This window comes from Chryseobacterium sp. SIMBA_028, from assembly GCF_046535285.1.
GTDB lineage: Bacteria > Bacteroidota > Bacteroidia > Flavobacteriales > Weeksellaceae > Chryseobacterium.
Genome location: NZ_JAWRWZ010000005.1, coordinates 143,747 through 157,851 on the forward strand (window position 1 = coordinate 143,747; position 14,105 = coordinate 157,851).

The 14,105-nt window shown below is 36.5% G+C and carries 11 protein-coding genes; 3 read left to right on the forward strand and 8 right to left on the reverse strand.

Annotation, left to right across the window (positions count from 1 at the left end; all coding sequences use genetic code 11):
• The first annotated feature begins 39 nt into the window (after positions 1-39).
• On the forward strand, positions 40-1,710 hold the full coding sequence (locus SCA31_RS08295) for a glutamine--tRNA ligase/YqeY domain fusion protein (RefSeq protein ID WP_410696482.1): 1,671 nt from the start codon (positions 40-42) through the stop codon (positions 1,708-1,710).
• A 217-nt stretch (positions 1,711-1,927) separates the two neighbouring features.
• Here the strand turns inward: SCA31_RS08295 and SCA31_RS08300 are convergent, their stop codons facing one another.
• The gene (locus SCA31_RS08300) at positions 1,928-3,868 is read right to left on the reverse strand and encodes an oleate hydratase (RefSeq protein WP_410696483.1); all 1,941 of its coding nucleotides are present in this window, start codon (positions 3,866-3,868) and stop codon (positions 1,928-1,930) included.
• An 89-nt stretch (positions 3,869-3,957) separates the two neighbouring features.
• Complete coding sequence (locus SCA31_RS08305; RefSeq protein WP_410696484.1) at positions 3,958-4,836, reverse strand: helix-turn-helix domain-containing protein; 879 nt, start codon at positions 4,834-4,836, stop codon at positions 3,958-3,960.
• 304 nt (positions 4,837-5,140) lie between these two features.
• On the opposite strand from SCA31_RS08305, the gene SCA31_RS08310 reads away from it, so the two are divergent.
• Positions 5,141-6,334: an MFS transporter gene (locus tag SCA31_RS08310; protein ID WP_410696607.1), complete on the forward strand. Its 1,194-nt coding sequence runs from the start codon at positions 5,141-5,143 to the stop codon at positions 6,332-6,334.
• A 393-nt stretch (positions 6,335-6,727) separates the two neighbouring features.
• Here the strand turns inward: SCA31_RS08310 and SCA31_RS08315 are convergent, their stop codons facing one another.
• Both SCA31_RS08315 and SCA31_RS08320 read right to left on the reverse strand, forming a co-directional pair.
• Positions 6,728-7,015, reverse strand: coding sequence for a hypothetical protein (locus SCA31_RS08315; protein ID WP_410696485.1), 288 nt, complete (start codon positions 7,013-7,015; stop codon positions 6,728-6,730).
• A gap of 27 nt (positions 7,016-7,042) precedes the next feature.
• A complete protein-coding gene (locus tag SCA31_RS08320; protein ID WP_410696486.1) occupies positions 7,043-8,023 on the reverse strand; it encodes a YpdA family putative bacillithiol disulfide reductase in 981 nt (326 codons plus the stop codon).
• Positions 8,024-8,167: 144 nt separating this feature from the next.
• On the opposite strand from SCA31_RS08320, the gene SCA31_RS08325 reads away from it, so the two are divergent.
• Complete coding sequence (locus SCA31_RS08325) at positions 8,168-8,809, forward strand: hypothetical protein (protein ID WP_410696487.1); 642 nt, start codon at positions 8,168-8,170, stop codon at positions 8,807-8,809.
• Between the two features lie 35 nt (positions 8,810-8,844).
• On the opposite strand, the gene SCA31_RS08330 is transcribed toward SCA31_RS08325, so the two are convergent.
• The 4 genes from SCA31_RS08330 to SCA31_RS08345 all read right to left on the reverse strand — a co-directional run bounded on the left by SCA31_RS08330 (position 8,845) and on the right by SCA31_RS08345 (position 14,101).
• Entirely contained in the window at positions 8,845-10,140 is a 1,296-nt protein-coding gene (locus SCA31_RS08330; RefSeq protein ID WP_410696488.1) for a glycosyl transferase family 1, read from the reverse strand.
• Positions 10,141-10,172: 32 nt separating this feature from the next.
• Positions 10,173-12,707, reverse strand: a complete 2,535-nt coding sequence (locus SCA31_RS08335) for a YfhO family protein (RefSeq protein WP_410696489.1) — start codon at positions 12,705-12,707, stop codon at positions 10,173-10,175.
• 31 nt (positions 12,708-12,738) lie between these two features.
• Positions 12,739-12,966: a hypothetical protein gene (locus SCA31_RS08340; RefSeq protein ID WP_410696490.1), complete on the reverse strand. Its 228-nt coding sequence runs from the start codon at positions 12,964-12,966 to the stop codon at positions 12,739-12,741.
• Between the two features lie 85 nt (positions 12,967-13,051).
• Positions 13,052-14,101 (reverse strand): DUF6263 family protein, encoded by a 1,050-nt coding sequence (locus tag SCA31_RS08345; RefSeq protein WP_410696491.1) that lies wholly within the window; start codon positions 14,099-14,101, stop codon positions 13,052-13,054.
• Positions 14,102-14,105 lie beyond the last annotated feature (4 nt).

Below are 14,105 nucleotides of genomic sequence, written 5' to 3' on the forward strand. Positions count from 1 at the left end.
TGTACGACTTTTTTTGTACAAAAACAAAAGCTAATCTTAATGGAAGAAGAAAAAAAATCACTCAATTTTATTGAGCAAATTATTGAAGATGATCTGGCAAACGGTTTGAATAAAGATCAGATCCGTTTCCGTTTTCCACCTGAGCCGAACGGTTACCTGCATGTAGGGCATACAAAAGCCATCTGCATCAACTTCGGTCTTGGTGAAAAATACAACGCTCCCGTAAACCTTCGTTTTGACGATACGAACCCTGAAAAAGAAGAACAGGAATTCGTAGATTCTATCATGAAAGATGTTGAATGGCTAGGTTTCAAATGGGATAAAGTTTTGTATGCATCAGATTACTTCCAGCAGCTTTACGATTGGGCAGTTCAGTTAATTAAAGAAGAAAAAGCTTACGTAGATGAGCAGCCTTCTGACGTAATTACTGAACAAAGAAAGAATCCTGCAGAACCGGGAATTGAGTCTCCATACAGAAACCGTCCTGTTGAAGAGTCGTTAGACTTATTCGAAAGGATGAAAAACGGAGAATTTGAAAGTGGTTCAATGTCTCTTCGTGCAAAAATCGACATGGTTTCGCCAAACATGAATATGCGTGACCCTGTTATGTATAGAATTTTGAATAAACCTCACCACAGAACAGGTACCGCTTGGAAAATTTATCCAATGTACGACTGGGCTCATGGTGAATCTGATTATATTGAACAAATCTCACACTCACTTTGTTCTTTGGAGTTTGAAAACCACAGACCTTTGTACAACTGGTATTTGGATCAGGTTTACGAAGAAGGAAAAGTTAAAAACAAGCAAAGAGAATTTGCAAGGATGAATGTTTCTTACATGATTACTTCTAAAAGAAAGCTACAGAGATTGGTAGCTGAAGGAGCGGTAACAGGATGGGACGACCCTAGAATGCCTACCATTTCAGGAATGAGAAGAAAAGGTTTTACACCAACATCTATCCGAAACTTTATTGATAAGGTAGGAGTTGCGAAAAGAGAAAACCTGATTGAAATTCAGTTGCTTGACTTCTGTGTGCGTGAGGATCTTAATAAGGTAGCTAAGCGTGTAATGGCAGTGATAGATCCGGTAAAACTGGTTATCGAAAACTATCCTGCAGACAAGGAAGAGTGGCTAGAGACTGAAAACAATCCTGAGCAGGAAAATGCAGGAACAAGAGAAGTTCCTTTCTCAAGAGAATTATATATTGAGCGTGAAGACTTCAAGGAGGAAGCTAACAATAAATTCTTCAGACTGAAATTAGGCGGAGAAGTTCGTCTGAAATCAGGATACATCATCAAAGCTGAAAGAGTAGAGAAAGATGAGAATGGGGAGATTACGACGATCTATGCTACTTATGATGAAAAGAGTAAGTCTGGAAGCGGAACGGAAGAAAGCTTAAGAAAAGTAAAAGGAACCTTACATTGGGTATCTGCCAAGCATGCAATCCCGGTTGAAGTAAGAATTTACAACCAATTGTTTACAGTAGAACAGCCTGATGCTGAAAAAGATGTAGACTTCTTAAACTTCATCAATCCGGAATCTGTAGCTACTATTCAAGGTTTTGCAGAACCAAGTCTAAAAGATGTAGCAGTGGGAGAACCTCTTCAGTTCCAGAGAATCGGATACTTTACAAAAGATCAGGATTCTACAGATTCTACATTGGTATTCAACCGTACGGTAACTTTAAAGGATTCTTTTAAGCCTTAATAGTTTCAGAATATTAAAAATAAATAAAAGCAGGACTTATTTAGGTCCTGCTTTTTTATGTATGATGAAGACGTTCACTGGATAAGCGCAAAGACGCGGGTTTTTATGTGATGCCGATCTTAGTTTGAAACTCAAAGATAAAATCCTGTCATCTTGAAGTACGAAGTATAAAATTTTTGCGCCTTTGCGTTGTCCAGCTTCAACATCCTAATACTTTCTAGCCTTTAACTCCCTTGATCCAATCCTGGAATTTACCGACCTGCTCCATAAAGAAAGATTCATGTTCTTCTTTTTCCTCTGGACGATTAACCAATATATGTTCAAAATAAGTTCCTTTCAGTACTTTTCTTAAAATTCCCTCTCCAAGGAATGGCTTATAGTCATTCAAGGCCTGAGTTGCTTTCAATAAATGGCGGATGTCATATTGTAAAGGATTAATATCCGGAACCTGCTTGTTAAGGTTAAGGAGATTGTATACTGCTATTCTTGCTGTTCTTACAGAACTTTCCATAGTGAAGACAACATCATTGTTGGTTTCTACAAACTGTCCTACCAATCCTAAATTGGTACAGCCCTCAGGAACCACTCTTGGACGGTCTCCTTTAGCTCTTGGCATAAACATAGACGTAATATAGGGCATAAATGCAGTACGAACGATGGTGTTTTCTACTACATTATCAAGCTGATCAATAAGCCCCAAATGATGACATAATTCTGCAAGAATTTCATTTCCTGTACATTGAGGCATTGTTTTTTTGATGTAATTCCCTTCTTTATCCATTAAGAGAGCGTACACCCATACGACAAGGATATCATCAGGCTGAGTAGGGTAGTGCGGTTGTCTGTTGCAGGTGAAACTCATTACCCAGTTAGAGTCTGTAATGGTAATAATACCTCCTGTAGCTGTTTTTCCGGAATAAGGATCATTCACACAAAGCTCTTTCAATTTCTCAGTGAATGCAGAAGGTCGGCACGTTAATGTCGCAGATTCCCAAGACGATTTTTCTATGTGGCTACAAAATTTCTCTGGTTTTCCGAAGACTTCAGATTTTGCAGCAAGATTCTTCCAAAGCATCCATCCTGCACTTTGCCCTGCACTGCTGTTATCTATCGTGACTTCAGGAACAGTAGTGTTGTTTCCATAGAATGTACTTTCAGTCATGGATCCTGTTGTTACAATTACATAATCCTCTTTTCCGATTGGTATTCTTATTTCTTCTCCGTTTTGCTCTGTAATAATTCCTTCCACAGTTTTCCCTTCGGTGTTGATATGGATATCAAGATCTTTTACCAAAGTATCAAACTGTATTTGTACCCCTTTTTCAACCAAAAAGTTTTTTAATGGAGTTACGAATGTATCATACTGATTGTATTTAGGGAATACAAGGCATGAAAAGTCTTTCATCCCGTCTATTGCGTGCAGGAATCTGTGCATATAGAGCTTCAGTTCCAGTAAGCTGTGCCAGTTTTCAAAAGCAAACATGGAACGCCAGAAAAACCAGAAATTACTGTTGAGGAATGATTCAGCGAAGTAGTCTTCAATACTCAGGTCATCAAGCTCCTCTTTTTTCTTTAATAAAAGTTTGACAATCGCCAGTTGGTCTTTTTTCTCAAGTCCGAATTTACTGAAATCCTGAATCTGTCCCTGATTATGAATTAATCTAGCTTTTGAATAATTGGGGTCATTGTCATTTACAAGGCGGTACTCATCCAGTACACTATAAGGAGCAGGCAGTTCCAATGCAGGAATGTCCTGAAATAAATCCCAAAGGTTTTCATAGGTCATATCCATCTCTCGTCCACCACGAATGATGTAGCCATCCTTTGCATTTCCTGCACCATCCAGAGATCCTCCTTCTACATTAAGCTGATCAAGGAAAATAATATTTTTACCGGGAACATGGCCGTCACGGATGAAGTAGTATGCTGCAGACATCCCTGCAATTCCGCTTCCTACAATATAAATTTTACTGTTTTCGTAAGATTGTAAAGGAATTCCTTTATTTCGTTGATAATTTCCGATTTGGTCTGAAAAAGGCATTGTCTTTTCAGGAGTGTTAATCTGGACTTCTTTGCTTGAATCCGGTTCATGATTTACTTTTCCAAACTGTTCAGAAGTATTTAAAACGTTGCCGAATTTTGAATTGATCGTACTCATTTTGTATTGTTTTTAATTAACATTATAAAGGTACCTCTATTCAGAAAGCGACATATATCCCTAATGTCAGAATTAGTATCCCCAAATTCCTAAGACTGGATATTTTCCTTAATTCTGTATTCAGAGGGTGAAAGAGAAGTGTGTTTTTTGAAAAAACGACCGAAAGCAGATGCAGAATTAAATTGAAGTTCAAAAGCTATTTCAGATATTGTTACTTCCGGATTTCCAAGCATCACATAGGCTTCCTTGAGTAATGTTTCATCGATGACCTCATGAGGTGTTTTTCCACTTGCTTTTTTAATGATTTCAATAAGGTATTTATTGGAAACACAAAGTGCATTGGCATAGAACTGAACAGTTCTGTGTTGCCGGATATTTTCTCGTATTAATTTACTGAACCTGAGATAAAGGTCCTTTTTTCCTTCCTCTTTCTCAGAACCTGTAAGATTTTTTCTTTCAATCATCTCAGCGGCTTCCAGCAGAAGGTTGAAAATAATGGTACGAACAATTTCCTCAGTGAATTTTCCCTGCTTTCTGGATTTCTTTTTAAGATAGTCCAGAAGATTCTGAAGCAAAGCAGAATTCTTTTCAGTAGTTTTTACAATGCTGTAGGATCCCTTTGCAAAAAGATCCATTTTCTCAATAATGAAAGGATTGGAAATATTTTTGATCAGAAAATTTTTATCAAAAAACAACAGCTTCATCATAAAGTTATGACTCGTTTTCAGAAATTTTATGATAGTGGATGGAGCTGATATAAGGATGCTATTGGCTTCTACTTTATATTGATGACGGTCTATTTCAATACTGATCTCTCCTGCTGTACAGATGCACAAAGCATAATAATCCATTCGGAAAGGAGCTTCTGGAAATTCAAAAATAGGGTTTCCTGAAGATATATAATAGGATTGATGGCAATCAATACTGTAAAAAGATAAGGTGTCATGTAAATTTTCGTAGGTTACCATTCTTACGTATTGGTTAATTTTTTATATGTGTTTTCTGGTATTTTAGGCTGAAAACCTTGTTGTTACTGCAATTTACGAATTTTATAAAAGTATTTGAGCTTTATGTATCAAAAATATTCTCTTTTTTTAGGATACAGCTGATAGTATATTTTTATGAATGTTATTTATAAAAATAGGCATAAATAAGGGGTTTTGGGAGCTATTTTGTCTAACTTTGCAATCTTAAATTTCCCCACCAAATATTATTGTGAGATTAATTAACTTATATACGAGTTCTTTCAAGGGACTCTCGCAGGAGAGTTGGATGCTGGCGTTGGTAATGCTCATCAACAGGGCGGGTTCTATGGTACTTCCTTTTTTGGGAGTTTACATGACAAATCATTTACATTTTAGCATTGAAAATTCTGGAATAGTGTTGAGCTTTTTCGGAATAGGATCTGTTATTGGTTCATGGTTTGGAGGAATGGTAACTGATAAAATTGGTGAATACAGGGTACAGAGCTTAAGTTTATTGCTTAGTGTACCGTTATTCTGCTTAATTCCGTTTTTTAAGACAGAGGCGGGATTGGCTGGGATCATTTTGATCCAAAGTATAGTGAGTGAAACTTTCCGTCCGGCAAACTCTGTAGCCATTACGAAATATGCAAAGCCTGAAAATATTACCAGAGCTTTTTCCCTAAACAGGATGGCGGTAAACCTCGGGTTTTCCATAGGTCCTGCATTGGGAGGAATTTTATCTGCTATTTCCTATGAGTTTCTGTTTTATAGTAATGCGTTGGCTGCTTTTCTTGCCGGGTTGATGTATATCTGGTTCTTCAGAGGGCGTGCAAAACTGGCAAAAAAACAGGCGAAAAAAGTAAAAGAAGCCATAATAATAAAAAAGGAAAATTCTCCTTACCGCGACTATAAGTTTTTGATTTTCTGTGTATTATGTATGCTGTTCTCGATCTGTTTCTTCCAGTTGTTCAGTACCCTGACTATTTTTTATAAAGATACTGCTCACCTGAGCCAGCAGAATATCGGATATATTTTAGGATACAGCGGCTTTCTGATTGTTCTTCTTGAAATGGGCTTTGTACAGCTTGCAGAGAAATATTTTACGTTGGCTTTTACCATGTTAATAGGAACTTTCCTTTGTGGACTTTCATATGCAATGCTGGCTTTTGACTACAGTATGGTAATGTTATTGGTCGCCATGACAATCCTTTGCATCGGTGAGATCTGGACACTTCCCTTCATGGCAACTATTACAGCTCTTCGTTCAGGAGAAAATAATAAGGGAGCTTATATGGGGCTGAACGGGATGTCTTTTTCCATTGCATTTATCATTACCCCATATATAGGAACATTAATTGCCGAGAAATTGGGTTTCAATACCCTTTGGATTGGAACAGGAATACTAGCGACGGGTATTGCAATAGCTTTTTATTTTGTTATTCCCTGGATGTTAAAAGAGAAGAATAAAGTGGAGGAAGACCTTACTTTAAAAGAAAACTAATTTCTGATAGATATCAATAAACCTTGGCTAAATACTATTTAGCCAAGGTTTATTCATTAAATACCCTGGCCTCTGGAATAGAGGTCTGTGACAGCTCTTTTTATTTCTTTTACTCTTCACCAGAAATGTAAGACGGTTCAGCCAACAGGTATTTTCCTTTCACTTAATTATAGGAGGTTGATTTAAATAAATAATAATTTCGGAATGGTTGTGAGAGAGTATTTCTGGACCATAGATAACGTGTTTATTGAACTCCAAGCCACAAAACGAGTTTCATCCAAAATGGAAGCTGTCCGGGTAAAACCTTCATTATTAAAAGCAATGGTTCTTAATTTTTCATTGCTCATAGGATAGGCATAATTTTTTAACATAGGCTTGCGTCTCCATGATGATTTAAGAGTATTTATCAACAGCCATCATAATATAGCAAACAATCAATGTGAGTATGATAAGAATTGAAATATAGACCGGAGCCAGCCACCATTTTGTCTTTTTATTAGCTTTGGAATACATAAAGTAGGAGAATATGAATATTACAAAACTTAGGACAGCCAGAATATTTAGTTCTATAAAAAATTGAGGAATATGGCTGTTTCCATAGATATTGGAGTATACTATACGACCAATCCCCGCCAGTTGTAATAGGACTATAATTATGGGAAGAATGGTTATTTTACGCATTGTAAGTACTATGCTGGAGCGCTTCTTTTATAAGTGATTTGCGGGATATTTTGATAAAATAGAGTTGATAATCAAGCCGGCATGAATTCTTGAATTTTCAATAAACCAAAGGTGAGTGTCCTTTCCACCACAAACAACGCCGGCCAGATAGAGGTTGGAAACATTGGTTTCCATTGTTTCAGGGTTATAAAATGGATTCAGGCAATCGCCATTTAGCTCAATGCCGGAGTTTCTCAGAAAATCAAAATCAGGAAGATAACCGGTCATGGCCAGAACAAAGTCATTTTCTATCTCATGGATCTGATTATTTTCATCTTTGAAAACAACAGAATTTTCCTTTACTTCAACCATTTCAGAATTAAAGTGAGCCGTAATGCTTCCCTCGGAAATTCTGTTTTCAATGTCAGGTTTTACCCAATATTTTACACTTTTTGAAATTTCAGAATGGCGAATGATCATGGTAACTTCAGCTCCTTTTCTATACGTTTCGAGAGCAGCGTCTACCGCCGAATTACTGGAACCTACAACCACAATTTTTTGTCTTGCATAGGGATAAGGCTCCGTATAATAATGCATTACTTTTGGGAGATTTTCACCCGAAATATTCATGGGATTTGGAATGTCATAAAACCCTGTAGCAATCACTACATTTTTGGCCTTATAATTTCCTTTTGTAGTTTCAATTTCAAAGAGGTCATTGTTTTTAGAAACATGCAAAACTTTCTCATACAAATGAATATTCAAATTCTTTTGTCGGGCAATTCCCTGATAATACTCCAGGGCGTCCTGTCTTCCAGGTTTTGGAGCCGTAGAAATAAAGGGAACTCCATCAATTTCCAGTTTCTCAGCTGTTGAAAAGAAACGCATATATAAAGGATAATGATACAATGAATTGACGATGGTTCCTTTTTCCAATATTAAATATGATAGGTTGTTTTTTTCGGCCTCAATGGCGCAGTTTAAACCGATGGGGCCGGCTCCTATAATGAGAATGTCCAAAATTTCCATATAACAAATGTACGATGTAATTGGGAAAGTGTATTCATGAACTATGAATTACATCAATTTATATTTTAAATCTTTTACCTCTTATTCTATATCCTTTTTATGGCATCAGTTTTGGTGTTTTTTACCTACTACAAAATAAAAAATATGAAAAAACTACTTATTTCAATGTTGGTATTGGGTCTTGTTGTAGCCTGTAAAAAAGAAGTCGGAAAACCAGTTCCAAATGAGATTGATACTATAGTTAGGGTAAAGACAGACAGTGCCACAATTATTAAAGATAAAGCTAAGAAAGAGGAGGCTCTGAAGTTGGTAAATGATGAGGTTTTAAAAGCTTTAAAAGATAAGGATTATAAGACTTTTGCTTCACTTATTCACCCTGAAAAGGGAATTAGCTTCTCCATGTATGCCTTTGTGAATCAAAAAGAAGATAAACATTTCTCCAAAACTGATTTTGAAAAATATCAGCCCACAAAGACTTTGTTTACCTGGGGAGCAAAAGACGGATCAGGAGATCCATATAAAGCTACCATTAATGATTATCTAGGTAAATGGGTTTTCTCCAAAGATTTTACAGCATCACAATATTCACTGAATAAATTTTTAGGGGGTGGAAATTCACTGAACAATCTTGAAGAAGCTTATCCTAAGCATGACTTTACAGAAAATTATATCAAAGGAACTGAAAAAAGCAGTGAGATGGATTGGAAGACACTTCGTTTGGTATTTGAAGAATTTCAGGGGAAATATTATCTGATTGCTGTGGTGAATGACCAATGGACCATCTAAAAAAACTGAAAGCTGGAGATTCACCCCAGCTTTCTTTATGATAAAATTTTTGTAAGTTGCTTTGTAAGGCTCTTTCTTGAGAACTGTTCAATATTCTGAGTGTTTTCTGAAAGGATTCCGTTTTTCCAAAGATCAAATTTTTCCAGAATAAATGTTTTTACTGTTTCAGAATCACGATAACTGAAATGTTTTCCGGCACCTGTTTCGTCTAATATTTTTGAAACATCTGCCTTATCTGGTCCAAATGAGAGAATCTGTTTTCCGGAAGCTAGGTATTCAAATATTTTTCCGGGAATAATGCCCTTTGATGATTCATTCGGGAAGTTGGTAATCAACAATATTTCTGAATTTTGCATTTCCTCAACAGCTTTTCCATGTGAAAGGTAACCTAAATTCAGAATGAGGTTCTTCAGATTTGAATTTTCAATAGAATGAAGAATCTTATCATCAATTCTTCCTACGAATTTTAAACTGAAATGTCTGGCAAATTCTACATTTTCCTTTACCAGTTCATCCAATGCTGTCCAAAGATTTTCAGGGTTTCTAAGCTGTTCCAAAACTCCGATATAGCTTAAGGTAAACTTATCTTCAGTATTCTTCGGCGTTTTTAGCTTTTCACTTCCATCACTTTCGTCAAAACCATTGGTAATACAAAAAGCATGAGCTCCAGCCTTACGGAAATTCTCAGCATCTGTATAACTCGTAGCTAGGGTAATATCTGCATTTTTAAAAACAGCACTTTCTAACTGGCGATGTTTTTTATCTGAGCTTTTGGTTAATTTTAAATGCTTATAATAAGAAATTTCCGTCCACGGATCACGAAAATCGGCAATCCATTTAAGATTGGTAAGTTTCTCTTTAAGGCCTAATCCTATCAAATGGAGAGAGTGGGGTGGGCCAGAGGTGACAATGGTGTCAATCTTGTTTTCCTTTATATATTTTTCAAGGAACTGAATGGACGGCTTTACCCAAAAAACTCTAGCATCGGGAATGAAGAAGTTTCCTCTTACCCAAATAGAAAGCTTGGATTTCCAGCTTTGATTTTTTCCTACATCAAATTGACCTGCTTTAAATTTTTTATTGCTTTTATTAAGCTTTTCTGCCAATTGGTAAGGCTCCCAAATTTTTGTTCTGACGATTTCAATGTTTTTAGGAACATCTTTCATCAGGGTCTCATCCAGTAAAGGGTAGCTTGGGTTTTCAGGAGTATAAATAATGGGTTTCCAGCCAAAATCAGGAAGATATTTGGCAAACTTCAACCATCTTTGAACACCAGGACCTCCCGCAGGAGGCCAGTAATAGGTGATAATCAATATTTTCTTCTGTTCCATTAACTTGATACAGTCTGCATTAAAACTTAAACTTAAGCGGTTTGAGGAAGTTCTTTTTTCTTATTCTTATTCATCCAGAAAATTCCAAAGGCAGCCAATGCAATGAATAATCCGAAGCATAGAAGCGAGATCCATTTTCCTTTTTCAATCACTTCTGGTTCAAAAACCATTCTGATATGATGATTTCCTGCAGGAACATGTACTGCACGGAGTAAATAATCTGCCTTAATGTAAGGTACTTCTTGTTCATCAACGAGAACTTTCCACCCGTGAGGGTAATAAACCTCAGAGAATACCGCCAGTTGAGGGGTTTTCGACTGTGATTTAAATTCAAGCTCGTTAGGTTGGTACTTCGTTAAATTAATAAAGGCTGTAGAATCTGCCTGAACCGGTTTGTTGCTGAAATATGACTTATCAGATGATGCAATAACTGCGGTCTTCTTATTGTCGATAACCCCAATGGATTTTATTTCCTCATTAGGTGTATCTACAAATTTTAAGTCGCTTACAAACCACGCATTTCCATTGGCTTTTGGATTAGGAACAACCTGTGGCTGCTCCGGACCTCCGAAAACCATGTATTTAGCATTCAGTAAATTCAATATTTTAGGTGTTTTTACACTGTCAATATTATTGATATACTCATTAAGTACATCGTCATATCTTCTAAGTTTTACCGCATGGTAACCACCAATTGAGGCCTTGAAATAAGACGTGTTGGTTTCACTTGTAACTCCAAGGGTCTGGTTGTAAATTCTGTAGTGTGCTTTATCTTTATCAGCAATCGTTTCTAATGTCTTGTTGATATTTACATTGGATAAGATAGATTCAAGGTTTGGATTTCCCTGAACTTTTTCTGCCAACAGATCTGAACTTTCTGTCTGGAATGGGTTTTCAGCAAAGATCTTATCTACATAGTTTTCGTCATTTAAATAACGCTTGTTTACCGTCCATAGATCAAATAAACTTACGGCTCCAATAATTACCAAAGCGATATTCTGACTTAATTTTTTCTTTAAGCTTAAGAATAGAGCCGCAGCGGCAATTGCTACATAGATAAATGCCTTTATGGCATCTATTTTAAACAACTTAAATCTTTCATCTACCAGATAATCCAATAGGAAAGGAGGGAAGTAGGTCTTCTCATTTTCAGTAGAAAATCCTAGTAATGATTTTCCGAAGATTAAAAGAATTAATAATAATCCTAATGTACCTCCGCTTACATACGTTAGAATTTTCTGCTTATATTCCTCTGTCAGTTTTTCATCCGTGAAGAATCTGTATAATCCTAAGATGGCAATTAGCGGGAACAATAATTCCACAACTACCAGGATAGAAGATGGGGCTCTGAACTTATTATAAAAAGGAACAAAATCAATAAAGAAATCAGATAATGGCATAAAGTTGCTTCCCCAAGCCAGTAAAATGGTAAGGATTGAAGCTCCTAAAATCCAGTAACGATACTTTTTCCAGGCAAAGAAGAATCCTAATAAAGCAAGGAAACATACAATGGCACCCTGATAAGCAGGTCCTGAAGTTCCCGGCTGATCACCCCAATAGGTCATTCCGCTGAAACCTTTTGAAATTCTGTCCATTTCAGCCTGTGATCCTACATTTTCCTGTACAAGTTCCTGAACTTTATTCATCATTTCCTTTCCTTCGGGTTCCTGGCTTCCGCCTCCCATTAATCTTGGGATGAAAAGGTTTAACGTTTCAAGCTGCCCATAACTCCACATCAGCATGCTTTCTTTATCCATTCCGGATTTTCCTGAAGTATGGCTGTCGTTTGTTAAAATCTGCTTTCCACGAACGGTCTCCTTTACATATTCAGAGTTGGCCATGATTCTTTGTGCATTCATTCCCACTCCAATGATACATGCTGCTGCAATGATTCCTGATGAAATAAGGAAATGTTTCATTGGGGTCTTTTTCTGGATCGTTCTGATTAATTCAGACAGGAATAAAAATCCTAGAGCCAGAAATAGATAATACGTCATCTGTGGGTGGTTCGCTGCAATCTGAAGCCCCATAAATAGGGTCGTTACAATGAATCCCCAGATGTATTGTTTTCTGATATAAACGAGTAAAATTCCGGCTAAAAGCGGCGCGAAATATTCAATGGTATTTACTTTTCCATTGTGTCCAGCCGCAATAATGATGTAGAAATAGGTGGAAAGGCCAAAGAAAGTAGCTCCTAGTAAAGCATATTTCCAGTTTCTGACCACTACCATTCCCAAAAGGAAAAAACCTGCAAAAAGCAGGAATAGATAATTGACCGGCCTTGGCAGGAAATTTAGATTGCTATCGATTTTTTTGATGATGTCGCCCTTAAACTGGCTACCCATCTGGTAAGTAGGCATTCCTCCAAACATGGAGTCACTCCAATAGGTTTCATTTCCGGTATTGGCTCTATAGTCAAGCAGTTCTTTTGCTCCTCCTCTATATTGTACAATATCATGCTGAAAAAGCTGTTTTCCCGTAAATACAGGAGTAGAATATAAAAATGCTAAAACTATAAATACTACTAATGAAATTGCAATATAAATTAAGTTTTTATTTTTTGCCATGCTGGTTATTATCTTTTATTTCTTGGATTTTTTACCTTTTGTCATTACTCTCTTTCACCTCTTCATAGTCTACTGTTTCTGCATCCCATTTGAGGTTGTTATTCTTATTCGAGTTGTTTATATCTTGCTGTCTGTTATCCTGATTGCCGTTATTGTTAAAACGATACCCATAAAATGTCTTAAAGAAAATTCTTTTCAGAATGTTCCAGACGAAGAAAATAATGATGGCAGACAGTACTAACTCAAGAATGTACTTCATAATTTTAAAATTTAAAGTTTAAGGTCCAGAGTTTAAAGTTTTTAGTTTCTCCTTCTGTTCTTATCTTCAAACTCATGTACTTCAATTATTTTGCAGAAGGGTTTACCATTACAGAAGAATTGGAAACGCTTTTCATAGACTGAGATTGTTTTCCATCTGTAATAGATTCAATCTGAGTTGTTTTTACGTTGATATTCTGGTTCGTAATCCATCCCGTGTTTTCATCGAACTTAACGGTTCCATTTTGAACAAGTTCACTGCTTAGACTATGGGTAATAGGTCCCTGAGCTTTCTTTTCAGTTTTTTTAGGAATACCTCCGGATACCGTAATTTCAGCAATTCCGTTTCCTAGGCTTTTCAATACATAGTTTGAAGTTACCTTAATGCTTCCGCTTGGGTCTGCATTTTCAGAAGTAGTCCATTTTTCACCTACTTTTACTCCCTTCTTAGGAATAATTGCTAAGTTTTTCGTGAATTGGTCTTTTAATACTTTCTCATTAAAAGATTGCTTTAAACTTGCTACAACGCTTGCTTTCTCATTAGCATCCTTAATAAGAGTTCCCACAGCATTAGATACTTTTGTATAAACGGCATCAAAACCTGTAATGGAAATTACATTACCTTTTGTATCCATTTTCATATCAAGCTTGTTGCTGGTAAGCGCTCTGTTGATATTCCAGATCATTTTAAGATCATCTTCTTTAGGAAGAGGAAGTTTTGTATCTACTACTACTGTTTTTCCTTGTGCAGACTGAGAACTTCTCTTAGAAACAAGGTTAAGGGTCATTTCATATACATTTCCCTTAATATCGTTTACTGTAAAGTTCATTTCATCCGTAGATTCAGTAGTTGCTGTGATAGATTTTCCCTGAGGATCCGTCATAGTCTTTACATCTCTCTGGTAAGTTGTAAGAGGATAGGTTTTTCCTTTTTCAAGCTTAAAAGATTGTGTAACGATTCCTGCAGAATCTTTGATAGCTGGGTTTTCTGCAACTTTTGCTACAGAGTCAGCCGGTACTTCTACTGTTACCGTTTTTCCGGTTTTAGGGTCTACTTTAGTTATTTTTGCAGTTTCTTTTTTACAAGAAACAAGGGCTATAGATGAGATTAGCGCTAATGCTGCTATGTTTTTCATTTTC

What these genes read in the sequence shown, in the direction of transcription:
- SCA31_RS08295 (WP_410696482.1), top strand. Translation starts at nt 40, where the DNA reads ATGGAAGAAGAAAAAAAATCACTCAATTTTATTGAGCAAATTATTGAA.
- SCA31_RS08300 (WP_410696483.1), bottom strand. Translation starts at nt 3,868, where the DNA reads ATGAGTACGATCAATTCAAAATTCGGCAACGTTTTAAATACTTCTGAA.
- SCA31_RS08305 (WP_410696484.1), bottom strand. Translation starts at nt 4,836, where the DNA reads ATGGTAACCTACGAAAATTTACATGACACCTTATCTTTTTACAGTATT.
- SCA31_RS08310 (WP_410696607.1), top strand. Translation starts at nt 5,141, where the DNA reads ATGCTGGCGTTGGTAATGCTCATCAACAGGGCGGGTTCTATGGTACTT.
- SCA31_RS08315 (WP_410696485.1), bottom strand. Translation starts at nt 7,015, where the DNA reads ATGCGTAAAATAACCATTCTTCCCATAATTATAGTCCTATTACAACTG.
- SCA31_RS08320 (WP_410696486.1), bottom strand. Translation starts at nt 8,023, where the DNA reads ATGGAAATTTTGGACATTCTCATTATAGGAGCCGGCCCCATCGGTTTA.
- SCA31_RS08325 (WP_410696487.1), top strand. Translation starts at nt 8,168, where the DNA reads ATGAAAAAACTACTTATTTCAATGTTGGTATTGGGTCTTGTTGTAGCC.
- SCA31_RS08330 (WP_410696488.1), bottom strand. Translation starts at nt 10,140, where the DNA reads ATGGAACAGAAGAAAATATTGATTATCACCTATTACTGGCCTCCTGCG.
- SCA31_RS08335 (WP_410696489.1), bottom strand. Translation starts at nt 12,707, where the DNA reads ATGGCAAAAAATAAAAACTTAATTTATATTGCAATTTCATTAGTAGTA.
- SCA31_RS08340 (WP_410696490.1), bottom strand. Translation starts at nt 12,966, where the DNA reads ATGAAGTACATTCTTGAGTTAGTACTGTCTGCCATCATTATTTTCTTC.
- SCA31_RS08345 (WP_410696491.1), bottom strand. Translation starts at nt 14,101, where the DNA reads ATGAAAAACATAGCAGCATTAGCGCTAATCTCATCTATAGCCCTTGTT.